The 23,979-nt window shown below is 53.8% G+C and carries 18 protein-coding genes; 13 read left to right on the forward strand and 5 right to left on the reverse strand.

Annotation, left to right across the window (positions count from 1 at the left end):
* Positions 1-27 precede the first annotated feature (27 nt).
* The 5 genes from aceE to traT all read left to right on the forward strand — a co-directional run bounded on the left by aceE (position 28) and on the right by traT (position 7,678).
* The gene (gene aceE, locus FHD02_RS07425) at positions 28-2,691 is read left to right on the forward strand and encodes a pyruvate dehydrogenase (acetyl-transferring), homodimeric type (protein WP_137360259.1); all 2,664 of its coding nucleotides are present in this window, start codon (positions 28-30) and stop codon (positions 2,689-2,691) included.
* Positions 2,692-2,705: 14 nt separating this feature from the next.
* Positions 2,706-4,595 (forward strand): pyruvate dehydrogenase complex dihydrolipoyllysine-residue acetyltransferase, encoded by a 1,890-nt coding sequence (gene aceF / locus FHD02_RS07430; protein WP_137360260.1) that lies wholly within the window; start codon positions 2,706-2,708, stop codon positions 4,593-4,595.
* 175 nt (positions 4,596-4,770) lie between these two features.
* The gene (gene lpdA / locus FHD02_RS07435) at positions 4,771-6,195 is read left to right on the forward strand and encodes a dihydrolipoyl dehydrogenase (RefSeq protein WP_003018686.1); all 1,425 of its coding nucleotides are present in this window, start codon (positions 4,771-4,773) and stop codon (positions 6,193-6,195) included.
* Positions 6,196-6,464: 269 nt separating this feature from the next.
* Positions 6,465-6,749, forward strand: a complete 285-nt coding sequence (locus FHD02_RS07440; RefSeq protein WP_137360299.1) for a hypothetical protein — start codon at positions 6,465-6,467, stop codon at positions 6,747-6,749.
* A gap of 197 nt (positions 6,750-6,946) precedes the next feature.
* Entirely contained in the window at positions 6,947-7,678 is a 732-nt protein-coding gene (gene traT / locus FHD02_RS07445; protein WP_137360261.1) for a conjugal transfer complement resistance protein TraT, read from the forward strand.
* Between the two features lie 66 nt (positions 7,679-7,744).
* Here traT and FHD02_RS07450 read toward each other — a convergent pair whose 3' ends face one another.
* Both FHD02_RS07450 and FHD02_RS07455 read right to left on the reverse strand, forming a co-directional pair.
* Entirely contained in the window at positions 7,745-8,539 is a 795-nt protein-coding gene (locus tag FHD02_RS07450) for a DUF2950 family protein (RefSeq protein ID WP_137360262.1), read from the reverse strand.
* A 9-nt stretch (positions 8,540-8,548) separates the two neighbouring features.
* Entirely contained in the window at positions 8,549-10,198 is a 1,650-nt protein-coding gene (locus FHD02_RS07455) for a DUF3300 domain-containing protein (protein ID WP_220393770.1), read from the reverse strand.
* A 399-nt stretch (positions 10,199-10,597) separates the two neighbouring features.
* On the opposite strand from FHD02_RS07455, the gene acnB reads away from it, so the two are divergent.
* From acnB to FHD02_RS07485, 6 genes are all read left to right on the forward strand, one after another.
* A complete protein-coding gene (acnB, locus tag FHD02_RS07460; RefSeq protein ID WP_220393771.1) occupies positions 10,598-13,195 on the forward strand; it encodes a bifunctional aconitate hydratase 2/2-methylisocitrate dehydratase in 2,598 nt (865 codons plus the stop codon).
* A 174-nt stretch (positions 13,196-13,369) separates the two neighbouring features.
* Positions 13,370-13,732: a protein YacL gene (gene yacL / locus FHD02_RS07465; RefSeq protein ID WP_020996227.1), complete on the forward strand. Its 363-nt coding sequence runs from the start codon at positions 13,370-13,372 to the stop codon at positions 13,730-13,732.
* Between the two features lie 178 nt (positions 13,733-13,910).
* On the forward strand, positions 13,911-14,864 hold the full coding sequence (locus FHD02_RS07470) for a 2-keto-3-deoxygluconate permease 1 (RefSeq protein WP_137360265.1): 954 nt from the start codon (positions 13,911-13,913) through the stop codon (positions 14,862-14,864).
* Positions 14,861-16,132, forward strand: a complete 1,272-nt coding sequence (locus FHD02_RS07475; protein ID WP_137360266.1) for a D-threonate kinase — start codon at positions 14,861-14,863, stop codon at positions 16,130-16,132. Before FHD02_RS07470 ends, FHD02_RS07475 begins: the two co-directional genes overlap by 4 nt.
* On the forward strand, positions 16,122-17,105 hold the full coding sequence (locus tag FHD02_RS07480; RefSeq protein ID WP_137360267.1) for a D-threonate 4-phosphate dehydrogenase: 984 nt from the start codon (positions 16,122-16,124) through the stop codon (positions 17,103-17,105). Before FHD02_RS07475 ends, FHD02_RS07480 begins: the two co-directional genes overlap by 11 nt.
* A 9-nt stretch (positions 17,106-17,114) precedes the next feature.
* On the forward strand, positions 17,115-17,882 hold the full coding sequence (locus FHD02_RS07485; RefSeq protein ID WP_137360268.1) for a DeoR/GlpR family DNA-binding transcription regulator: 768 nt from the start codon (positions 17,115-17,117) through the stop codon (positions 17,880-17,882).
* A 10-nt stretch (positions 17,883-17,892) separates the two neighbouring features.
* On the opposite strand, the gene FHD02_RS07490 is transcribed toward FHD02_RS07485, so the two are convergent.
* Positions 17,893-18,240 carry a YacC family pilotin-like protein gene (locus tag FHD02_RS07490; protein ID WP_003018667.1) on the reverse strand — a complete coding sequence of 116 codons (348 nt, stop codon included), beginning with the start codon at positions 18,238-18,240 and terminating at the stop codon, positions 17,893-17,895.
* Positions 18,241-18,393: 153 nt separating this feature from the next.
* Between FHD02_RS07490 and cueO the strand changes: the two genes are divergently transcribed.
* A complete protein-coding gene (cueO, locus tag FHD02_RS07495; RefSeq protein ID WP_220393772.1) occupies positions 18,394-20,004 on the forward strand; it encodes a multicopper oxidase CueO in 1,611 nt (536 codons plus the stop codon).
* An 83-nt stretch (positions 20,005-20,087) separates the two neighbouring features.
* On the opposite strand, the gene FHD02_RS07500 is transcribed toward cueO, so the two are convergent.
* Positions 20,088-22,478, reverse strand: coding sequence for a glucose/quinate/shikimate family membrane-bound PQQ-dependent dehydrogenase (locus tag FHD02_RS07500; protein WP_220393773.1), 2,391 nt, complete (start codon positions 22,476-22,478; stop codon positions 20,088-20,090).
* Positions 22,479-22,681: 203 nt separating this feature from the next.
* Between FHD02_RS07500 and hpt the strand changes: the two genes are divergently transcribed.
* On the forward strand, positions 22,682-23,218 hold the full coding sequence (gene hpt, locus FHD02_RS07505; protein ID WP_042312274.1) for a hypoxanthine phosphoribosyltransferase: 537 nt from the start codon (positions 22,682-22,684) through the stop codon (positions 23,216-23,218).
* 93 nt (positions 23,219-23,311) lie between these two features.
* Here hpt and can read toward each other — a convergent pair whose 3' ends face one another.
* Positions 23,312-23,974, reverse strand: a complete 663-nt coding sequence (can, locus tag FHD02_RS07510; protein WP_038637306.1) for a carbonate dehydratase — start codon at positions 23,972-23,974, stop codon at positions 23,312-23,314.
* Positions 23,975-23,979: the final 5 nt, after the last annotated feature.

The following is a 23,979-nucleotide window of genomic DNA, read 5'->3' on the forward strand; positions in this document are numbered from 1 at the left end:
CGTATTAGATAGATAAGGAATACCCCCATGTCAGAACGTTTCCCAAATGACGTGGATCCGATCGAAACTCGCGACTGGCTACAGGCGATCGAATCGGTCATCCGTGAAGAAGGTGTTGAGCGTGCTCAGTATCTGATCGACCAACTGCTTTCAGAAGCGCGCAAAGGCGGCGTGAAAGTAGCGGCAGGTGCAGGGGCCAGCAATTATGTAAACACTATTGCCGTTGAAGATGAACCGGAATATCCGGGTAATCTGGATCTGGAACGTCGTATCCGTTCTGCTATCCGCTGGAACGCCATCATGACCGTACTGCGCGCGTCTAAAAAGGACCTTGAGCTGGGTGGCCACATGGCATCCTTCCAGTCCTCCGCAACGGTATATGATGTTTGCTTCAACCACTTCTTCCGTGCACGCAACGAGCAGGATGGCGGCGACCTGGTATACTTCCAGGGGCACATCTCTCCGGGTATCTACGCACGCGCATTCCTGGAAGGTCGTCTGACCGAAGAGCAGATGAACAACTTCCGGCAGGAAGTTCACGGCAAAGGCCTGTCTTCCTACCCGCACCCGAAACTGATGCCAGAATTCTGGCAGTTCCCGACCGTCTCTATGGGTCTGGGCCCAATCGGTGCTATCTACCAGGCTAAATTCCTGAAATATCTGGAACACCGTGGCCTGAAAGATACCTCTAAACAAACCGTTTACGCCTTCCTCGGCGACGGCGAGATGGATGAGCCAGAATCTAAAGGTGCGATCACTATCGCGACCCGTGAAAAACTGGACAACCTGGTCTTTGTTATCAACTGTAACCTGCAGCGTCTTGACGGCCCGGTCACCGGTAACGGCAAGATTGTTAACGAACTGGAAGGCATCTTTGCAGGTGCTGGCTGGAACGTTATCAAAGTCATGTGGGGCGGTCGTTGGGATGAGCTGCTGCGTAAAGACACCAGCGGTAAACTGATCCAGCTGATGAACGAAACCGTTGACGGCGACTACCAGACCTTCAAATCCAAAGATGGCGCATACGTACGTGAGCACTTCTTCGGTAAATACCCGGAAACCGCAGCGCTGGTTGCTGACTGGACTGACGAGCAGATTTGGGCCCTGAACCGTGGTGGTCACGATCCGAAGAAAGTCTACGCTGCACTGAAAAAAGCGCAGGAAACCAAAGGCAAAGCAACTGTAATCCTCGCCCATACCATTAAAGGTTACGGCATGGGTGACACTGCTGAAGGTAAAAACATCGCTCACCAGGTTAAGAAAATGAACATGGACGGCGTGCGTTATATCCGCGACCGTTTCAACGTTCCAGTGACCGATGAGCAGGTTGAAAACCTGTCTTACATCACCTTCCCGGAAGGTTCTGAAGAGCACACCTATCTGCACGCTCAGCGTCAGAAACTGCACGGCTACCTGCCTGCTCGTCAGCCGAACTTCAGCGAGAAGCTTGAACTGCCGGCTCTGGAAGACTTCGGTGCGCTGCTGGAAGAGCAGAACAAAGAAATCTCCACCACTATCGCGTTCGTTCGTGCCCTGAACGTGATGCTGAAGAACAAGTCGATCAAAGATCGTCTAGTTCCGATCATCGCTGACGAAGCGCGTACTTTCGGTATGGAAGGTCTGTTCCGTCAGATCGGTATCTACAGCCCGAACGGTCAGCAGTACACCCCGCAGGACCGTGAGCAGGTTGCTTACTATAAAGAAGACGAGAAAGGTCAGATCCTGCAGGAAGGTATCAACGAACTGGGTGCCGGCGCATCCTGGTTGGCTGCTGCGACCTCATACAGCACCAACGATCTGCCGATGATCCCGTTCTACATCTACTACTCCATGTTCGGGTTCCAGCGTATCGGCGACCTGTGCTGGCAGGCTGGTGACCAGCAGGCGCGCGGCTTCCTGATTGGTGGTACTTCCGGTCGTACTACGCTGAACGGCGAAGGTCTGCAGCACGAAGATGGTCACAGCCATATTCAGTCTCTGACTATCCCGAACTGTATCTCTTACGATCCGTCTTACGCATACGAAGTTGCGGTCATCATGCACGATGGTCTGGAGCGTATGTACGGTGAGAAACAAGAGAACGTTTACTACTACATCACCACCCTGAACGAAAACTACCACATGCCGGCAATGCCAGCAGGCGCCGAGGAAGGTATCCGTAAAGGTATCTACAAACTCGAAACCCTCGAAGGTAGCAAAGGTAAAGTTCAGCTGCTGGGCTCCGGTTCTATCCTGCGTCACGTCCGTGAAGCTGCCCAGATCCTGGCGAACGACTACGGTGTTGGTTCTGACGTGTACAGCGTAACCTCCTTCACTGAACTGGCGCGTGATGGTCAGGATTGTGAGCGCTGGAACATGCTGCACCCGATGGAAACGCCGCGCGTTCCGTACATCGCTCAGGTGATGAACGACGCACCGGCAGTAGCATCTACTGACTATATGAAACTGTTTGCCGAACAGGTTCGTACTTATGTACCGGCTGATGATTACCGCGTACTGGGTACTGACGGCTTCGGTCGCTCTGACAGCCGTGAAAACCTGCGTCACCACTTCGAAGTTGATGCTTCCTACGTGGTTGTAGCGGCCCTGGGCGAACTGGCTAAACGTGGCGAAATCGATAAGAAAGTGGTTGCTGACGCAATCACCAAATTCAACATCGATGCAGATAAAGTTAACCCGCGTCTGGCGTAAGAGGTAAAAGAATAATGGCTATCGAAATCAATGTACCGGACATCGGGGCTGATGAAGTTGAAATCACCGAGATCTTGGTCAAAGTGGGCGACAAAGTTGAAGCTGAACAGTCGCTGATCACCGTAGAGGGCGACAAAGCCTCTATGGAAGTTCCGTCTCCTCAGGCAGGTATCGTTAAAGAGATCAAAGTCTCTGTTGGCGACAAAACTGAGACCGGCAAACTGATCATGATTTTCGATTCCGCCGACGGTGCAGCAGCAGCTGCACCTGCTCCGGCAGAAGAGAAGAAAGAAGCGGCTCCGGCAGCAGCACCTGCTGCGGCAGCGGCGAAAGAAGTACACGTACCGGACATCGGCGGCGACGAAGTTGAAGTGACCGAAGTGATGGTCAAAGTCGGCGACACCGTTGCGGCTGAGCAGTCGCTGATCACCGTTGAAGGTGACAAAGCCTCTATGGAAGTTCCGGCACCGTTCGCGGGCACCGTGAAAGAGATCAAAATCAGCACCGGCGACAAAGTGTCTACCGGCTCCCTGATTATGGTCTTCGAAGTGGCGGGCGAAGCGGGCGCGGCTGCACCGGCGAAAGCCGAAGCGGCGCCAGCAGCAGCGGCTCCGGTAGCATCTGGCTCGAAAGAAGTTAACGTACCGGACATCGGTGGTGACGAAGTTGAAGTCACTGAAGTGATGGTTAAAGTGGGCGATAAAATTGCCGCTGAACAATCACTGATCACCGTAGAAGGCGACAAAGCTTCTATGGAAGTTCCGGCTCCGTTCGCGGGTACCGTGAAAGAAATCAAAATCAGCACCGGCGACAAAGTGAAAACCGGTTCTCTGATTATGGTCTTCGAAGTTGAAGGCGCAGCGCCTGCGGCCGCTCCGGCTAAACAAGAAGCGGCGGCTCCGGCTCCGGCGGCGAAAGCTGAGAAGCCAGCAGCTCCAGCTGCAAAAGCGGAAGGTAAATCTGACTTCGCTGAAAACGACGCTTACGTCCACGCGACTCCGCTGATTCGTCGCCTGGCGCGCGAGTTTGGTGTGAACCTGGCGAAAGTGAAAGGTACCGGTCGTAAAGGTCGTATCCTGCGTGAAGACGTTCAGGCTTACGTGAAAGACGCGGTTAAACGCGCCGAGTCTGCACCGGCAGCATCTGCTGGCGGCGGTATCCCGGGCATGCTGCCCTGGCCGAAAGTGGACTTCAGCAAGTTTGGTGAAATCGAAGAAGTGGAACTGGGCCGTATCCAGAAAATTTCTGGGGCGAACCTGAGCCGTAACTGGGTGATGATCCCGCACGTTACGCACTTTGATAAGACCGATATCACCGATCTGGAAGCGTTCCGTAAACAACAGAACGCCGAAGCTGAAAAACGTAAACTGGACGTGAAATTCACCCCAGTAGTCTTCATCATGAAAGCCGTTGCCGCCGCTCTGGAACAGATGCCGCGCTTCAACAGCTCTCTGTCCGAAGACGGTCAGCGTCTGACCCTGAAGAAATACATCAACATCGGCGTTGCGGTAGATACCCCGAATGGTCTGGTTGTTCCGGTCTTTAAAGACGTGAATAAGAAGAGCATTACCGAGCTGTCTCGCGAACTGACCACCATCTCCAAGAAAGCGCGTGATGGTAAGCTTACTGCTGGCGAAATGCAGGGCGGTTGCTTCACTATCTCCAGCATCGGTGGCCTGGGTACTACCCACTTCGCGCCGATTGTTAACGCGCCGGAAGTGGCGATCCTCGGTGTCTCCAAGTCCTCTATGGAGCCAGTGTGGAACGGTAAAGAGTTTATGCCGCGTCTGATGATGCCGATTTCGCTCTCCTTCGACCACCGCGTAATCGACGGTGCGGATGGTGCGCGCTTTATCACCATCATCAACAACATGCTGTCTGACATTCGCCGCCTGGTGATGTAAGCGAAAAAGCCGGCCCGACGGCCGGCTTTTTTCTGGTAATCTCATGAAGTCAGTGAGGTTATTGTGCGAAAGACAAATCGGTTGCCGTTTGTTGTTTCAAAATTGTTAACAATTTTGTAAAATACGGGCGGATAGAACGACCCGGTGGACGACGGGTATAAATTAAGAGGTCATGATGAGCACTGAAATCAAAACTCAGGTCGTGGTACTTGGGGCAGGCCCTGCAGGTTACTCTGCTGCCTTCCGTTGCGCAGATTTAGGTCTGGAGACCGTCATCGTAGAACGTTACAGCACCCTCGGTGGTGTTTGTCTGAACGTCGGCTGTATCCCTTCTAAAGCGCTGCTGCACGTAGCAAAAGTTATCGAAGAAGCCAAAGCGCTGGCTGAACACGGTATCGTTTTTGGCGAGCCGAAAACCGATATCGACAAGATTCGTACCTGGAAAGAAAAAGTTATCACTCAACTGACCGGCGGTCTGGCTGGTATGGCTAAAGGCCGTAAAGTGAAAGTGGTTAATGGTCTGGGTAAATTTACCGGGGCGAACACCCTGGAAGTTGAAGGCGAAAACGGCAAAACCGTGATCAACTTCGACAACGCGATCATCGCGGCGGGTTCCCGTCCGATCGAACTGCCGTTTATTCCGCATGAAGATCCGCGTGTGTGGGATTCCACTGACGCGCTGGAACTGAAAACTGTTCCTAAGCGCCTGCTGGTTATGGGCGGCGGTATCATCGGTCTGGAAATGGGTACCGTGTACCATGCGCTGGGTTCAGAGATCGACGTGGTTGAAATGTTCGATCAGGTTATCCCAGCTGCCGATAAAGACGTGGTTAAAGTCTTCACCAAGCGCATCAGCAAGAAATTCAACCTGATGCTGGAAACCAAAGTGACCGCCGTTGAAGCGAAAGAAGACGGTATCTACGTTTCCATGGAAGGCAAAAAAGCGCCTGCTGAAGCACAGCGTTACGATGCCGTGCTGGTGGCTATCGGTCGTGTACCGAACGGCAAAAACCTCGATGCGGGCAAAGCTGGCGTGGAAGTTGACGACCGTGGCTTCATCCGCGTTGACAAACAGCTGCGCACTAACGTGCCGCACATCTTTGCTATCGGCGATATCGTCGGTCAGCCGATGCTGGCGCATAAAGGTGTTCACGAAGGTCACGTTGCCGCTGAAGTTATCGCCGGTAAGAAACACTACTTCGATCCGAAAGTTATCCCATCCATCGCGTACACTGAACCAGAAGTTGCGTGGGTTGGCCTGACTGAGAAAGAAGCGAAAGAAAAAGGCATCAGCTACGAAACCGCCACTTTCCCGTGGGCTGCTTCTGGCCGTGCTATCGCTTCTGACTGCGCAGACGGTATGACCAAACTGATTTTCGACAAAGAATCTCACCGTGTGATCGGTGGGGCGATTGTCGGTACCAACGGCGGCGAGCTGCTGGGTGAAATCGGTCTGGCGATCGAAATGGGCTGTGACGCTGAAGACATCGCGCTGACCATCCACGCTCACCCGACTCTGCACGAGTCCGTTGGCCTGGCAGCTGAAGTGTTCGAAGGTAGCATCACCGACCTGCCGAACCCGAAAGCGAAGAAAAAGTAATTTTTCCAAAATGATAAAAAGCGGCTGAATGGCCGCTTTTTTTATGTGTTTGTTACAAAGTAGTGTCAAAATCTGGAGAGAATTAAAGTAAATCGCCGAATTGCCAGAAAATGTTTTTTCCTGTACTGCACGATACGCCCGAACCGCATGAAATCGCCATTCCAAATCAACATCCTGTTTCACAAGAAATAAATCACCTTATCTTGTCATTAGATGAAATTAATAACCCTCTAAACTAATAGCGTGATAACAAATTGAGAGGGGAAATGATGAAACGTTTTTTAAAGGCAGCAGTAATGACTACCGTGTTTATTTCCGGCATGGCGCTGGCGCAGGACGCCGTCATCCCATGGGCTACCAACAGCGGCGGTACCGAAAGCACGCATATTGCGGCAATGGGACAAAATTTGAATGCGCAGCATCAGCAGATTAGCCAGACACAGGAAGGTGTGTGGGCCACAAACTCTGGCAGCATTCGAGCTGACGAAGTAGCACTTACCAGCACGAAGCCGACGTTTAAAGGTTATCCTGAATTAATGCCGCATCAGAATTGACTCTCCCGCTCACGTCAGACAAATCCACGCTGACGTGAGCGTCACCAATCCCAAACTACCAGTTCTGGTAGTCATCTTATTGATATTTCCTCTAAAAAAAATTGCGCAACTGCCGATACTTTTTTCGCCATTGTGTGGCTACTGGCCGCGCGGTTAAGAGGCTCTGGACTCTCTATTACACGAAAAAAGGAAAAAACATGTCTTTAAAAAAAATCGCGGTTGTTGGCATGGTTGTCGCGACAATTACGCTGACCGGGTGTGGCGCCATGACCACCGCCGTTAAAAAACGTAATCTTGAAGTGAAAACGCAGATGAGCGAAACCATCTGGCTGGAGCCTTCCAGCGAGAAGACCGTCTACATTCAGGTGAAAAACACTTCCGATAAAGACATGAGCAACCTGCAAACCCTGCTGGCAAATGACCTGTCCGCGAAGGGCTATAAAGTGACCAGTTCACCGGACAGCGCGTACTACTGGGTGCAGGCGAACGTACTGAAAGCGGACAAAATGGATCTGCGCGAAGCTCAGGGCTTCCTGAAGACCGGTTATGAAGGGGCGGCGATGGGGGCTGCTTTAGGCGCGGGGATTACCGCTTATAACAGCAACTCCTCCGGTGCGGCGCTGGGCGTTGGCCTGGCAGCGGGACTGATCGGTATGGCTGCTGATGCGATGGTGGAAGACGTAAACTACACCATGGTCACTGACCTGCAAATCTCCGAGCGCAGCAAAGCGAAAGTGACAACAGATAACGTTGCCGCGCTGCGTCAGGGGACGTCCGGCATTAAGCTGCAAACCAGCACCGCGCAAGGCGATCGCGCCAAATATCAGACCCGCGTAGTATCTAACGCCAATAAAGTGAACCTGAAGTTCGAAGAAGCGAAGCCGGTTCTGGAAGCTCAACTGGCGAAATCTGTTGCTAACATCCTGTAATTTGTTGCGAGTTGCCGGGTGGCGGCTTTGCCTTACCCGGCTTACTGACTGCGTATGGACCTCACGTTACGGGGTGACGGCTTGCCAAGTTTTATCCGGGCTGTACTCGCTTAACGCCTGCGCTTTTTGCTGTGATGCTTCGCCAAGATTGGCCTGATATACGGTGTCATCGCCGCTAATCATAAAGCTCATTATCCCTGTTTGGCCGTAGTCGACGGGCCACGCAACCATCGCGAATCCGCTGGCTTTGTCGGGAATAATACGGAAGCGATAACCGTGATAGCCAGCCCCTGGCTCCTGTGGGCTGAAAGCTGGCCCCAGAGGGCTTGGCGTTTCGCCCGGAGAGACGGGCCAATAAAGACCATCTTTTTTGCCTTCGCTGCTGACAATCTTTTGCGCATATGACTGATTGAGCGCGTAATAGCTTTGTTGAGCATCAACGTAAGCGTGCAGCGCCTCGATGGCGGAAAGCTCATTGCGACCGATAGTACGCGTGAGGATCTCTTCCTGAGCTTCAGCCATATCAAATTGCCAGCCTTTACTCGTTTTCACCATTGGAATGGGTAACTGCCAGTTCTCTTGCCCTACGTTCAGATGCGCCATGTTGTCCTGCTGAATAATATGATGGCTAATTTTCCAGTCGCGGTTAAAGCGCGCGATAGCCTCTGGGTCAGCGCCCTCCGGCGGCAAAAAATGCCGCCAGTTGTCGCCTAACAACGCCGTGAGCTGCGCTTCATTTTGCTGCGCCACTGCAGTGGCGAATGCACTCGCCGCATCCTCGGGCGACGTGAACGCCTGCTGCGCATAGCTCATGAATGGCAATGACAGCAACAGGGCGCTTAACATGATTTTTTTCATCATCGGCTCCGATTAACGACGGCGAAACTCGTGGTGCTCAGAAAAATTTTCACGTGCGGCAGCACGTTGTCCGGTATTGATATTGCCGATGCGGCGGCTTTCCTGCCCGCGCAACTGCTGCGACTGCCATGACGGTGAGCGGCTGTCATTCCCACTAAAGGCGTTGGCATGCATCTCCTGGCGGAAGGACTGACGCTGCTGCGGCGTAGAGGATTCAATACGCTGGTGGGCGGTGTCTCTCTGCTGCTGCGAAACAGGGTGTTGCTGGGCTTTAGCCTTCAGCTCGGAGCGATGCTGCTGCGTGGTAGATTTATTCAGCATCTGCTGTGCCGCCTCGCGACGACTGCTGTTTTGTGTTCCGTCATAGCCACGGTAATTATTACGCTGGGCAATTTGATTTAACTGCTGCGATGCCGCTTTGCGCTGGCTATCGCGGGATGTCTCGCCTGACAGGTTGGCGGGTGATGTATGGGTTCGCTGCTGGAACTGTGTCATCGCCGCCTGACGCTGGCTGTCACGTGTGGCGGAAGTGGTGGGGGTGTGCTGGGTTGAACTTAAGCCGCCGCTGACATTTGTTTGATGAAAGCGCTGGGCGACAGCGTTGTTCTGGTACGGCACGCCGTCACGATATGCCGGGTTATGCTGCCAGCCCATGGTCTGCCCTTTGATATTTTGCCCGGAGATATGGTTGAAGTTATTCACATTAATGTTGATGTTATCACCGTTGTGCTGGTAACCATTTCCACCATGCGGGCCGCCATTATCATGGTCGTGGTGATCGTCGTCATGATGATGGTCGTCGTCATCCCAGTCAATGTTGCTGAACAGAGCATAGGTGGTCGCAACGCCCAGGCTATAACCGAATCCTCTGACAAAACTGTCGGCAAACTGCTCTCCCGGAGGGGGCGGCAGATAGACAGGCGGGTACGCAGTATTAGGCCAGCTGCCGTAGACCACGCTCGGGTTGTAGTTGGGCACATAGACAACCTGCGGATCGGTTGGCTCAATTTTGATAACCGTTGTCGCAGGTGCGCTGCTTGCCGTATGGGATGTTGAGGTTGAGGATGATTGCGCCGGTACGACAACCGTCGTTTTTTGCGTGTTGGTCACGGTTTGCTGTGGCGAGGATTTTAGCGAACCGGTTTGTTGAGCCAACAGACGCAGGCGCTGTACCGCGTCCATCACGTCCTGCGGTTGAGCCAGAAACGCGTTCCCCAGATTTTGCACCCAGTCAGGGTTTTCGCCCATCAGAGCCATCAGTTGTGGGAATGCCACCAGCGATTTTACGCTTGGATCCCAGGACTGACCGGACACGGCCTGAATGGCGGCATCACCTTGCAGGGTTGGGTTATCACGCGACCATTGCACAGCCTGAACAACGTTTGATGGGTATGTGGAGGCCATCAATACCTGGGACAGTAGCGGATCGGGGTAGAGGGCGATAGGCGCAACCCACTGATCAAGTTGAGCCGTGGTATACGTGGCTGGCGCAGCGGGCGCGACAGGTGTCGCGGCAACAGGCGCCTGAGGCGCAACCGCTGCCGGGGCTGGTTGTTCGGGGGCTTCCGGTGTGCGGCTTTTTACATACAGCACGCCCGCACCGACAAACAACCCTGCACTGCACGCAAGAGCAATGATATGGGGCTTAAAGGGCAACGTCATTTTATCTCTCCCGGTTCAGGAAGAACCGTCATGGTCATCATGCCTGCCGCCAACGGGTGCAGTTTCAAGCGAGTATAAAGAGACGATAGTTTAATTTTTGACGAATCTTGGGATCGCCAGCGCAAGTTTTTTAAAGCGATGCGAAATAATGTGTCCAAATATTGCGGGCTGAAATAGCTGCGCCTGATATAGCAAGGGTGTTAGACCATTCTTAACGATTCAGCCAATTTTTTATGTTGCTTTTTTGTAAACAGATTAACACTTAAAGAAAATCCTGTTATTGTGCCTTATGCGGTACCGGGCATTTACCCTACTAACTACTGTCTCACAGGAGCGTGAAGAGAATCGCCCATCAACAAAAGCGCCGCATTATGACAATGAGAGCGAGGAGATATCGTCGTGCTAGAAGAATACCGTAAGCACGTAGCTGAGCGTGCTGCCCAGGGGATTGTGCCAAAACCTTTAGACGCAACCCAAATGGCCGCACTTGTCGAGCTGCTGAAGACCCCGCCTGTGGGCGAAGAAGAATTCCTGTTAGACCTGTTGATCAACCGCGTTCCTCCTGGCGTAGATGAAGCCGCATATGTTAAAGCCGGTTTTCTCGCTGCTGTCGCGAAAGGCGACACCACCTCCCCACTGGTCACGCCAGAAAAAGCCATTGAATTGCTGGGCACCATGCAGGGTGGTTACAACATTCATCCGCTGATCGATGCGCTGGACGACGCAAAACTGGCGCCGATTGCCGCCAAAGCGCTCTCTTCAACGCTGCTGATGTTCGATAACTTCTACGATGTAGAAGAAAAAGCCAAAGCGGGCAACGAATATGCGAAGCAGGTAATGCAGTCCTGGGCTGATGCCGAATGGTTCCTCAACCGTCCAGCGCTTGCTGAAAAAATTACCGTTACCGTCTTTAAAGTGACGGGTGAAACCAACACCGATGACCTCTCTCCGGCCCCGGATGCCTGGTCCCGCCCGGATATTCCTTTGCACGCGCTGGCGATGCTGAAAAACGCCCGTGAAGGCATTGACCCGGATCAGCCGGGCGTCGTTGGCCCGATCAAACAAATCGAAGCATTACAGAAAAAAGGCTACCCGCTGGCCTACGTGGGCGACGTGGTGGGCACCGGTTCCTCCCGTAAATCCGCGACCAACTCCGTGCTGTGGTTTATGGGCGATGACATCCCGAACGTGCCGAACAAGCGCGGCGGCGGTCTGTGCCTCGGCGGCAAAATTGCGCCTATCTTCTTCAACACCATGGAGGATGCGGGCGCGCTGCCGATTGAAGTCGACGTGTCGAACATGAACATGGGCGACGTGATTGACGTTTACCCTTACAGCGGTGAAGTGCGCAACCACGAAACCGGTGAGCTGCTGGCAACCTTCGAACTGAAAACCGACGTGCTGATCGACGAAGTGCGCGCCGGTGGCCGTATTCCGCTGATTATCGGCCGTGGCCTGACCACCAAAGCGCGCGAAGCGCTGGGTCTGCCGCACTCAGACGTTTTCCGTCAGGCGAAAGACGTGGCAGAAAGCAGCCGTGGCTTCTCTCTGGCACAAAAAATGGTTGGCCGTGCCTGCGGCGTGAAAGGCATCCGTCCGGGCGCGTACTGCGAACCGAAGATGACCTCCGTAGGTTCTCAGGATACTACCGGCCCGATGACCCGTGACGAACTGAAAGACCTGGCGTGTCTGGGCTTCTCGTCTGACCTGGTGATGCAGTCCTTCTGTCACACTGCGGCGTATCCGAAGCCGGTTGACGTGAACACGCACCATACGCTGCCAGACTTCATTATGAACCGTGGCGGTGTCTCTCTGCGTCCGGGCGACGGCGTGATCCACTCCTGGCTGAACCGCATGCTGCTGCCGGATACCGTGGGTACTGGCGGTGACTCCCATACCCGTTTCCCGATTGGTATTTCCTTCCCTGCGGGCTCTGGTCTGGTGGCGTTTGCCGCCGCGACCGGCGTGATGCCGCTGGATATGCCGGAATCTGTGCTGGTGCGCTTCAAAGGCAAAATGCAGCCAGGCATCACCCTGCGCGATCTGGTACACGCCATCCCGCTGTACGCTATCAAACAGGGCCTGCTGACCGTTGAGAAGAAAGGGAAGAAAAACATCTTCTCTGGCCGCATCCTGGAAATCGAAGGTCTGCCGGATCTGAAAGTGGAGCAGGCGTTTGAGCTGACCGATGCCTCCGCCGAGCGTTCTGCTGCCGGTTGTACCATCAAGCTGAACAAAGAGCCGATCGTTGAATACCTGACCTCCAACATCGTCCTGCTGAAGTGGATGATCGCCGAAGGCTACGGCGACCGTCGTACGCTGGAACGTCGTATCCAGGGCATGGAAAAATGGCTGGCGGATCCGCAGCTGCTGGAAGCCGATGCCGACGCGGAATACGCGGCGGTGATCGACATCGATCTGGCGGATATCAAAGAGCCAATCCTGTGTGCGCCGAACGATCCGGACGACGCGCGTCTGCTGTCTGACGTGCAGGGCGAGAAGATCGACGAAGTGTTCATCGGCTCCTGCATGACCAACATCGGCCACTTCCGTGCCGCCGGCAAGCTGCTGGACAACCATAAAGGCCAGCTGCCGACGCGCCTGTGGGTGGCACCGCCGACCCGTATGGACGCGGCGCAGCTGACCGAAGAAGGCTACTACAGCGTGTTTGGTAAGAGCGGCGCGCGTATTGAGATCCCGGGCTGTTCCCTGTGTATGGGGAACCAGGCGCGTGTGGCCGACGGTGCAACGGTGGTTTCCACTTCCACCCGTAACTTCCCGAACCGTTTAGGTACCGGGGCGAACGTCTTCCTGGCTTCTGCGGAGCTGGCGGCGGTTGCGGCGCTGATCGGCAAGCTGCCGACGCCGGAAGAGTACCAGACCTATGTGGCGCAGGTGGATAAGACGGCGGTGGATACCTACCGTTACCTGAACTTCGACCAGCTCTCTCAGTACACTGAGAAAGCAGATGGGGTGATTTTCCAGACTGCGGTCTAATGTATTAACGCGTATTGTGTAAAAACGCATCAATGTCCGGAGAAGTCAGCTTCTCCGGGCATTTTTATTTCTATTCCTTATACCCGCTACGCTTTTTTTCTGCCGCGCTGCTGCGATAATTACAGCAAGGCGCAATGCGGTATTGGCGCATTGCCGGGAGCAGAGGAAGACATTATGGATTACGAATTTCTGCGCGATATTACCGGAGTGGTAAAAGTGCGTATGTCCATGGGCCACGAGGTGGTGGGGCACTGGTTTAATGAGGAAGTGAAAGAGAACCTGGCCTTACTTGATGAAGTGGAACAGGCGGCGCGTGCGGTGAAGGGCAGTGAGCGCTCCTGGCAGCGAGCAGGGCATGAATACACGCTCTGGCTGGATGGCGAAGAGGTGATGGTTCGCGCCAATCAGCTCGAGTTCTCGGGCGATGAAATGGAAGAGGGGATGAGCTACTACGACGAAGAAAGCTTTTCGCTCTGCGGCGTAGAGGATTTTCTGCAAGTGGTCGCGGCGTACCGTGAATTTGTGCATCAATCCTGAGTAATTTCAGATATCAATCAAGCCGGGTGATACTAACCCGGCTTTTTTTCACAAAATGATTATTTGATTTTTATTGATCATTTTTAAACTGTGATCTGCCGCGTTTGTGATCTTGTTTTGATTAAATATAATCGTTATGATTTTATTTAATCACAACATAACAACAGGCGGGAAGACCATGAACATCAAGAAGGCAATAGAACGTGTACCCGGCGGCATGATGGTTGTGCCGTTGGTTATCGGTGCCATTATCAACACTTTTGCCCCGCAGGCGTTGCAGATTGGTGGATTCACCACTGCTTTATTTAAAAATGGCGCAGCCCCCCTAATCGGCGCGTTCCTGCTCTGCATGGGCGCAGGGATTAGCGTCAAGGCGGCGCCGCAAGCTTTGTTACAGGGCGGTACGATTACGCTGACAAAATTACTTGTCGCCATCGCGATTGGCCTTGGGGTTGAACATCTGTTCGGCGCAGAAGGGATCTTTGGCTTAAGCGGTGTCGCCATTATTGCAGCAATGAGTAACTCTAATGGCGGGCTTTATGCGGCGCTGGTGGGGGAGTTTGGCAACGAACGTGATGTCGGTGCGATCTCTATCTTGTCGCTGAATGATGGGCCTTTCTTTACCATGATCGCGTTGGGTGCAGCGGGTATGGCAAATATTCCTGTCATGGCGCTGGTGGCGGTTTTAGTACCGCTGGTGGTAGGTATGATCCTCGGTAACCTCGATGCCAATATGCGTGACTTCCTGACCAAAGGCGGTCCGTTGCTCATTCCTTTCTTTGCCTTTGCACTTGGGGCTGGTATTAACCTGGAAATGCTGCTGCAGGGCGGTGTGGCAGGCATTCTGTTGGGTGTGCTGACCACCTTTGTTGGCGGCTTCTTTAACATCCGCGCCGATCGTCTCGTCGGAGGGAGTGGTATTGCTGGCGCTGCTGCATCCAGTACTGCGGGGAACGCGGTCGCGACGCCATTGGCGATAGCACAAGCCGATCCATCGCTGGCAGAGGTTGCTGCTGCGGCTGCGCCGTTGATCGCAGCGTCGGTAATTACGACTGCTATTCTGACGCCCATTCTTACGTCGTGGGTGGCGAAAAAACAGGCGCGCCAGGCAGTTCAGGAGAACAAAGCATGAAAATGATCGTTATCGCCGATGATTTTACGGGGTCTAACGATACCGGCGTACAGTTGGCGAAAAAAGGCGCACGTACGGAGGTCATGCTCACACCTGCGCAGAAACCCTCTCGTCGCGCCGATGTGCTGGTCATTAACACCGAAAGTCGGGCGATGCCTGCAATGCAGGCCGCCGCAGCTGTACAACAGGCGTTAGCGCCATGGTGTGAAGGAGAAGTAATACCGCTGGTATACAAAAAAATCGACTCTACTTTCCGTGGCAACGTGGGAGCCGAAGTCACCGCAGCCATGCGTGCTGCTGGTCGGACGCTGGCCGTGATTGCGGCAGCGATCCCTGCTGCCGGGCGTACCACACAGGATGGATTATGTCTGGTACATGGCGTGCCGCTGTTAGAGACGGAATTTGCCAGCGATCCAAAAACGCCCATTCACTCTTCTCGCATTGCTGAACTGATCGCGTTGCAAAGCGATATCCCGGTACATGAGGTGTCGCTATCGGATGTGCGTCGGGGAAGCTTAAGTGCGCTGCTTCGCGCTTTTGCGACAGAAGGCGAATGCATGGTGGTGGTGGATGCTGTGGAAGAGCGAGATCTGTCGCTGATCGCGCACGCTGTCTGCGAACAAAAACAGATGCCGTTATTGGTCGGGGCGGCAGGGCTTGCTAATGCATTGCCTGCCGGAACGTTTATGCAAGAAAAGCAGGAATTACCAGTGTTGGTGGTGGCAGGCTCGATGAGCGAAGCAACGCGACGTCAGGTGGAAAAAGCGTTGTGCCAGGGCCGGGCTGCGGTGGTTGATATCGATGCTGCGCGATTGTCTGCATCGTCATTTGAGCAGGAAATGGCCTCTGTTATTGAACAGGCTTGCGCGCAGTTGAGCCAGCAACAGCACACGATCTTGCGTACCAGTCGGTGTGCAGAAGACCGGAATATGATCGACTCGCTGTGCACCAACCTGGAAATGAGCCGGCAACAGTTGGGAGAACTGCTGAGTCGACGTCTTGGAGAGATAACATTGCGGATTATTGAGCAGGCGCGTATCGGTGGTTTGTTCCTGACCGGAGGCGATATTGCTACGGCGGTCGCCAGTGCGCTGGGGGCGGAAGGGTATCGCATTCAAAGTGAGGTTGCCCCCTGTATTCCGTGTGGAACATTTGTGAACAGCGAGATTGACGACCTGCCAGTGATTACCAAAGCGGGTGGATTCGGTTCCGACACGACCCTTTGTGATGCGCTTTATTTTATTGAGGAGATGTACCGTGGTAACTAAAACTATTGCGATTACGATGGGAGATCCGGCGGGGGTTGGCCCGGAAATTATTGTTAAAGCACTGCGTGAAGATGACCTTAATGGCGCCCCGCTGGTGGTGGTAGGGTGCCTGCAAACTCTGCAGCGATTACAGGCCCAGGGGCTGGCTGAAGGGGTGACATTCCGCGCTATCGAAAAGGTTGCTGATGCCCGATTTAAACCGGGTACGATTCATGTGATTGATGAACCGTTGGCGCAACCCGACGAACTGGTGCCGGGAACAGTGCAGGCGCAGGCAGGCGATCTGGCCTATCGCTGTGTAAAACGAGCGACGGAACTGGCGATGAAAGGTGATGTGCATGCCATTGCGACCGCACCGTTGAATAAAGAAGCATTACATCTTGGCGGACACAATTATCCCGGACATACGGAACTGCTGGCAACGTTGACGGAAAGTCGTGATTACGCAATGGTGCTCTACACCGACAAGCTGAAAGTCATCCATGTATCCACGCATATTGCTTTGCGCAAATTTCTCGATACGCTCAACGGACAACGTGTTGAAACGGTAATTGGCATTGCCGATACCTTCCTGAAGCGCGTCGGTTTTGCGCATCCGCGTATTGCCGTCGCGGGAGTGAACCCACATGCCGGTGAGAATGGCCTGTTTGGTGATGAGGAAATCCGCATTGTCGGGCCTGCGATTGAGAATATGAAAGCGAAGGGGATGAGTGTATACGGACCGTGCCCGCCGGATACTGTGTTTTTGCAGGCTTATGAAGGCCAGTACGACATGGTGGTGGCGATGTATCACGATCAGGGCCATATCCCGCTTAAGTTGCTCGGTTTTTATGATGGGGTAAATATCACAGCAGGTTTGCCGTTTATTCGTACCTCTGCCGATCACGGTACGGCATTTGATATCGCCTGGACGGGAAAAGCAAAATCTGAGAGCATGGCCGTATCGATCAAACTGGCAATGCAACTGGCGTAATTTACTGTTATGAAAGGCCAACACCGTCTGGATAAGATTGTGGCGTATTTGAAAAATCATACGCTGGTGACCGTGGAGCAACTGGTAGAGGCGGTTGACGCCTCTCCAGCAACAATCAGACGCGACCTTATCAAGCTGGATGAACAGGGCGTGATCAGCCGTAGCCACGGCGGTGTTGCCCTGCGACGTTTTGAAGCGGCGCAGCCGACCACCAATGAAAAGCAACTGCGATCGCCCGCTGAGAAACGGGCGATCGCGCGTTTTGCCGCCTCAATGGTGCATGCGGGCGATGCTGTGGTGCTTGATGCCGGTACCACAATGCTGGAACTGGCAAAATGTCTGACCCATTTGCCGCTGCGCGTCATTACTGTTGATCTGCATATTGCTCTGTTTTTGTCAGAATTCCGTCAGATAGAAGTGACTATTGTTGGTGGACGCATTGATGACAGCAGTCAGTCTTGCATTGGTGAGTTTGGACGGAAAATGTTGCGTAGCGTCTATCCCGATATCGCCTTTATGAGCTGTAACACCTGGAGCATGGAAAAGGGTGTGACCACGCCAACGGAAGACAAGGCGGGACTGAAGCAAGAAATTATTGCCAATGCGCAACGGAAGGTATTACTGGCGGATAGCAGCAAGTATGGCGCGCATTCGTTATTTAACGTCGCGCCGCTTAGCCGCTTTACTGATATCGTTACCGATGTGAATTTGCCGCAAGGCGCGCAGGCTGAATTAAAAGCGCAATCCGTGGCCCTGACGCTGGTACAGCCAGAGTAACGGCGGTGGATTATTTAACGTAAGCCAGCAGGCTCAGGGAGTCACGCGCCAGCGCTTTGCATTTTTTTGCCGTTGGGATGCCGATACCGCTGAGATCGCGATAGCTGTCCTCACCCAGTGCCTTCATGTTGAAGGTGTCGTAATTGCTCAGGTCCCACTGGTTTTGCTGGGCAAAAAAGACCAGTGCGCGACGGATCTGCCCATTTGGCAAATTCTGGTATCCACAGTCATTTTTCAGAAAAACAAAAACTGCCGTTAAATCGGCCATATCTTCGGCTTCGGACTCGCTCAGCGCGTAGCTATTTGCGCATACGGCCATCAGGCTGCCGAACAAAACTGTTCTGAAAAACGTCTTCATTGCTTCTACCACTGCATCACGGAATTTAAACGTTAGCACACTGCGAGCGAAGCGACGACCTTTATTATTAGCCGTTTACTTGACCTTCCCGTAAGGGGAAGGCTTATGCTTAAAAGATAGCCTGCTTAAGCTGCTGAATATAAGGAAGTGATTATGCAACGTCGTGACTTTTTAAAGTACTCCGTGGCGCTGGGCGTCGCGTCAGCATTACCTCTGTGGAGCCGTAGCGTATTTGCCGCCGACCGTCCGGCATTACCCATTCCAGACCTGTTAACCGCCGATGCTTCTAATCGCATTCAGTTGATTGCACAAGCCGGGCAGTCGAACTTTGCAGGTAAAACCGCCACGACGTGGGGATATAACGGCAATTTGCTCGGACCGGCGCTAAAGCTAAACAAAGGGCAATCGGTGACGGTGGATATCCACAACCAGCTTGCCGAAGAGACGACGTTGCACTGGCACGGGCTGGAAATTCCTGGTGAAGTTGATGGTGGGCCGCAAGGTATTATCCCGGCAGGCGGGAAACGTTCCGTCACTTTCACACCGGATCAACGGGCAGCAACCTGTTGGTTCCATCCACATCAGCATGGTAAAACCGGTCGCCAGGTGGCGATGGGGCTGGCCGGACTGGTGCTGATTGAAGATGAAGAGATCCACAAACTGCTGCTGCCGAAGCAGTGGGGCATTGATGATGTGCCGGTGATTATTCAGGACAAGCAGTTTTCCACCGATGGACAGATTAACTATCAACTGGACATGATGACCGCTGCCGTCGGCTGGTTTGGCGATACGCTGCTGACCAACGGCGCGATTTATCCTCAACATGCCGCGCCGCGCGGTTGGCTGCGTTTGCGCCTGCTGAACGGGTGTAACGCTCGCTCGCTGAATATTGCCGCCAGCGACAATCGTCCTCTGTACGTTATTGCCAGCGATGGTGGACTGTTGGCGGAACCGGTCAAAGTAACTGAACTTCCTATGCTGATGGGCGAGCGCTTTGAAGTGCTGGTGGATGTGAGCGACGGTAAGGCGTTTGATCTGGTCACTCTGCCTGTCAGCCAGATGGGGATGGCGGTTGCGCCATTTGATAAGCCGCACCCGGTGATGCGCGTTCAGCCGCTGCTGATTACCGCTTCCGCAACGCTGCCTGATTCGCTGACATCCATGCCGTCATTGCCGTCACTGGATGGCCTGACGGTACGCAAACTACAGCTGTCTATGGATCCGATGCTCGACATGATGGGCATGCAAATGCTGATGAAGAAATACGGCGGTCAGGCGATGGCGGGTATGGATCATGGGAAGATGATGGACCATATGAATAATGACAATATGGGCCACGGGAAGATGAATCATGGCAATATGAACCATGGCAACATGGGGAGTATGCAGCATGGCAACATGAAGCAGGCGGGATCATTTGATTTCCATAATGCCAACCGGATTAACGGTCTGGCGTTTGATATGAATAAACCCATGTTCGCCGCGGCGAAAGGTCAGCATGAGCGCTGGGTGATTTCCGGTCAGGGCGACATGATGCTGCATCCGTTCCATATTCACGGCACCCAGTTCCGCATTTTGTCTGAGAATGGCAAAGCGCCTGCCGCGCACCGCGCGGGATGGAAGGATACGGTGCGGGTAGAAGGCGGCGTCAGCGAGGTGCTGGTGAAGTTTGACCACGACGCGCCGAAAGAGCATGCCTATATGGCGCACTGTCATCTGTTAGAGCATGAAGATACCGGCATGATGCTCGGATTCACGGTATAAAAAAGCCGGGGGCGGCTTCGCCTTGCCCGGCCGACATGTCGCATCCGTAGGCCCGGTAAGCTTAGCGCCACCGGGCTTTTCAGTTATTTAGCGTCGTCCGGCAATGCATACGCCACGATATAATCGCCCATCTTCGTGCCAAACGACCCGTGGCCTCCGGCGGAGATCACCACATACTGCTTGCCATTCACTTCATAGGTCATCGGTGTCGCCTGTCCACCTGCCGGCAGACGGCCCTGCCACAGTTTTTCACCGTTACTCATATTGTAGGCGCGCAGATAGTTGTCGGCGGTTGCGGCAATGAACAGCACGTTACCGGCGGTGGAGATAGGCCCTCCCAGCATTGGCATTCCCATATTGAACGGTACCTGAACCGGCATTGGGAACGGCATGCTGTCCTGCGGGGTGCCAACACGTTTTTTCCACACCACTTCATTGGTCTTCAGATCCACGGCGGAGATGTAGCCCCAGGCTGGCTGCTTACACGGCAGGCCAAATGGCGACAGGAACGGATTCAGCGTGACGCCGAACGGCACGCCGTACTGTGGCTGAATTCCTGATTCTGTGCCGGTGCCTTTGGCATCTTTCGGCGGCTCCATCGGATTACCTGGGCCGCGTGGGATCAGCTTCGATACAAACGGCAGCGCCATCGGGTTGGCTATCGCCACCTGACGGTTGGGATCAACGGAGATTCCGCCCCATTCGAACATCCCCAGGTTGCCAGGGAACACCAGCGTGCCCTGCTCTGAAGGTGGGGTGAAGATGCCCTCATAACGCAGTTGGTGGAACATTACGCGACACACCAACTGGTCGAACATGGTGGCGCCCCACATGTCCGCGCCGCTCAAATCTTTCTGCGGACGGAAGGTAAGGTCGGAGAACGGCTGGGTTTTGCTGACGTAATCACCTTTGGCTGCACCCTGCGGCACCGGTTTTTCCGGGGCAGGTACCACCAGTTCACCATTACGGCGGTCGAGCACGAAGATGTTACCGGTTTTCGCCGGGGCGTAAATGACCGGGACTTTCTGGCCTTTAACGGTGATATCCGCCAGCGTTGGCTGCGCCGGTAAGTCCATATCCCATAGATCGTGATGAACGGTTTGATAGCTCCAGGCCAGCTTCCCGGTAGTGGCATTTAACGCCAGGATGGCGCTGGCATAACGTTCCTGTTCCGGCGTGCGGTTACCGCCCCAGATGTCCGGTGTGGTGACGCCCATGGGCAGATACACCAGATCCAGCTTCGCGTCATAGGCCGCAGGGGCCCAGGAGTTTGGTGAGTTAAAGGTGAACGTATGTTCATCTGACGGGATGAAATTGGGATCTTTGGCACCTGGGTCGAATGCCCACAGCAGCTTACCGGTATTCACATCGAAGCCACGGATAACGCCGGAAGTTTCGCGGGTGGAGAAGTTATCGGTCACCGACCCGGCAATCACGATGGTTTTATCAGTGATGATGGGCGGTGACGTCGGCTCATACAGACCCGGCGTGGTATCCGGCATGTTGGTCTGTAAGTTGAGGATGCCTTGATTGGCGAAGGTTGCGCACAGCTTGCCGGTTTCCGCGTTCAGGGCAAACAGACGGCCATCGTTCACCGGCAGGATGATGCGGCGCGGACAGTCAGCCACCACTTCCGGGCTGGCGTTATCGGCACGTGCTTCATGATAAGAAACGCCGCGACAGGTTACGTGCTGGAAAGAGGTGTTGGTATTGAGTTGGGGATCGAAATGCCACTTCTCTTTGCCACTCGCCGCATCGAGCGCAAACAGACGCTGGTGGGCGGTACACAGATAGAGCGTATCACCAACTTTGATCGGCGTGACTTCATTGGTGATTTCACCCGGATCGTTTGGCTGTTTTAAATCACCGGTGCGAAATACCCAGGCTTCTTTCAATTGATGTACGTTGTCGGCGTTAATTTGTTTTAACGGTGAGTAGCGTTGACCTTCCTGATTGCGCCCGTAAGCGGGCCAGTCCTCGTCGGCCACCGGTGAAATTGCTTCGGCCGGGGTGGTATCCGCGCTCAGCGTGCCGTGTACTTCCTGCGGATCGTTGAAACCCGCCCAGGTCAGGATCGCGCCGCTAATCAGTAGTGCGACGACCAGCGCCGTTACCGCGCCGCTGGAAGGGACGATCAGGTGACGCCAGACGAACGGCAGAATCAGCCAGATACCGAAGAAGACCAGGATGTCGCTACGCGGTGTTAATGCCCAGAAATCAAAGCCGACTTCCCATACGCCCCAAATCATGGTAGCGAGAAGCAGGACGGCATACAGCCAAAGCGCGGAGCGTTGACTACGCCATAGCAGGAAGGCTACGCCGAGCATGGCCAGGCCCGCTATCGGGTAATACCAGGAGCCACCGATGGCGACCAGCCAGCCTCCGCCAATCAGGAGATAGAGTCCACAAAGTGCGGCGAACAGAGCACTCAGTGTCACGATAAGTCGTTGGGATCGTACGTTGTTATTTGCCATAAAAAATACCATCACAGGTGTTATTTCTTTAATAGCAGTTAATTATAGGAGTTAAAACGCGTGACGATTGTCACATTATGAACTTTATCAACAGATGCCGCGGATGAATGCTTTTGCTGGTATACTGCGTGCCTTGCGCTTAGATGCTCGCTTATTAAAAGTAAGCATTGAGTGATTTGTTTTTAAATCATATGGTTAGAGATATGAAACATACTGTTGAAGTCATGATCCCGGAAGCGGAGATCAAAGCGCGTATTGCTGAACTGGGACGTCAGATTAACGAACGTTATAAGGACAGCGGCAGCGATATGGTGCTGGTTGGTCTGTTACGCGGCTCATTTATGTTTATGGCGGACCTGTGCCGTGAAGTGCATGTCTCCCACGAAGTCGATTTCATGACTGCATCCAGTTATGGCAGCGGAATGTCTACCACGCGTGATGTTAAAATCCTGAAAGACCTGGATGAAGACATTCGTGGCAAGGACGTGCTGATTGTTGAAGACATTATCGACTCCGGCAACACGCTGTCTAAAGTGCGTGAGATTCTGAGCCTGCGCGAGCCGAAATCCCTGGCTATCTGTACGCTGCTGGATAAACCTTCCCGTCGTGAAGTGGATGTCCCGGTTGAGTTTATCGGATTCTCTATTCCAGATGAGTTTGTGGTCGGCTACGGCATTGACTATGCTCAGCGTTATCGCCATCTGCCGTACGTTGGCAAAGTGGTGCTGCTGGACGAGTAATTGGCTGGAGTGCCTGATGGCGCTTCACTTATCAGGCCTACGGCGCAGGTTTGTAGGCCGGGTAAGGCATAGCCGCCTCCCGGCAATGTCTCATTATTTATGGTTGCAGTGTTTCTGGCTGAGGTTAGATAAGCCCTGGCGATAGCGCTGCTCCAGCGTTTCGCGGCTGGTGGCGGTGACGTCGAGATCGCGCAGCAGGCCATCATGAATACCGTAGGCCCAGCCGTGAATGGTGACTTTCTGACCGCGCTTCCAGGCGGATCGCATAATGGTTGAGTGGCCCAGGTTATAGACCTGCTCCATGACATTCAGTTCGCACAGGGTGTCCATGCGGCGTTCCTGCGGCATTTCGCCCAGCAGTGAGCTGTGTTTAAACCAGATATCGCGAATATGCAGTAACCAGTTATCAATCAGCCCCTGTTCTTTATTTTCAATCGCTGCCTGGACGCCGCCGCATCCGTAGTGGCCGCAAATAATAATATGTTCCACTTCCAGCACATCCACCGCATACTGAACCACTGAGAGGCAGTTCAGGTCGGTGTGAATAACCAGATTGGCAACATTACGGTGGACGAATAATTCGCCCGGTTCCAGACCGGTCAATCGTTCAGCGGGAACGCGGCTATCGGAACATCCAATCCATAGAAAACGTGGATTCTGCGCATGTGTCAGCGTTTCAAAAAATCCGGGATCCTCTTCTACCAGCATCTTTGACCATAGTGCATTGTTGCTGATGAGTGTATCTATGTCTTTCATGGAGT

The sequence above is a fragment of the Citrobacter sp. EC_71 genome (genome assembly GCF_019584005.1).
Lineage (GTDB): Bacteria > Pseudomonadota > Gammaproteobacteria > Enterobacterales > Enterobacteriaceae > Citrobacter > Citrobacter werkmanii.

Bases quoted from the DNA above. Each gene is read 5' to 3' on its own strand.
- aceE (WP_137360259.1), top strand. From the start codon at position 28: ATGTCAGAACGTTTCCCAAATGACGTGGATCCGATCGAAACTCGCGAC.
- aceF (WP_137360260.1), top strand. From the start codon at position 2,706: ATGGCTATCGAAATCAATGTACCGGACATCGGGGCTGATGAAGTTGAA.
- lpdA (WP_003018686.1), top strand. From the start codon at position 4,771: ATGAGCACTGAAATCAAAACTCAGGTCGTGGTACTTGGGGCAGGCCCT.
- FHD02_RS07440 (WP_137360299.1), top strand. From the start codon at position 6,465: ATGAAACGTTTTTTAAAGGCAGCAGTAATGACTACCGTGTTTATTTCC.
- traT (WP_137360261.1), top strand. From the start codon at position 6,947: ATGTCTTTAAAAAAAATCGCGGTTGTTGGCATGGTTGTCGCGACAATT.
- FHD02_RS07450 (WP_137360262.1), bottom strand. From the start codon at position 8,539: ATGATGAAAAAAATCATGTTAAGCGCCCTGTTGCTGTCATTGCCATTC.
- FHD02_RS07455 (WP_220393770.1), bottom strand. From the start codon at position 10,198: ATGACGTTGCCCTTTAAGCCCCATATCATTGCTCTTGCGTGCAGTGCA.
- yacL (WP_020996227.1), top strand. From the start codon at position 13,370: ATGGATTACGAATTTCTGCGCGATATTACCGGAGTGGTAAAAGTGCGT.
- FHD02_RS07470 (WP_137360265.1), top strand. From the start codon at position 13,911: ATGAACATCAAGAAGGCAATAGAACGTGTACCCGGCGGCATGATGGTT.
- FHD02_RS07475 (WP_137360266.1), top strand. From the start codon at position 14,861: ATGAAAATGATCGTTATCGCCGATGATTTTACGGGGTCTAACGATACC.
- FHD02_RS07485 (WP_137360268.1), top strand. From the start codon at position 17,115: ATGAAAGGCCAACACCGTCTGGATAAGATTGTGGCGTATTTGAAAAAT.
- FHD02_RS07490 (WP_003018667.1), bottom strand. From the start codon at position 18,240: ATGAAGACGTTTTTCAGAACAGTTTTGTTCGGCAGCCTGATGGCCGTA.
- cueO (WP_220393772.1), top strand. From the start codon at position 18,394: ATGCAACGTCGTGACTTTTTAAAGTACTCCGTGGCGCTGGGCGTCGCG.
- FHD02_RS07500 (WP_220393773.1), bottom strand. From the start codon at position 22,478: ATGGCAAATAACAACGTACGATCCCAACGACTTATCGTGACACTGAGT.
- hpt (WP_042312274.1), top strand. From the start codon at position 22,682: ATGAAACATACTGTTGAAGTCATGATCCCGGAAGCGGAGATCAAAGCG.
- can (WP_038637306.1), bottom strand. From the start codon at position 23,974: ATGAAAGACATAGATACACTCATCAGCAACAATGCACTATGGTCAAAG.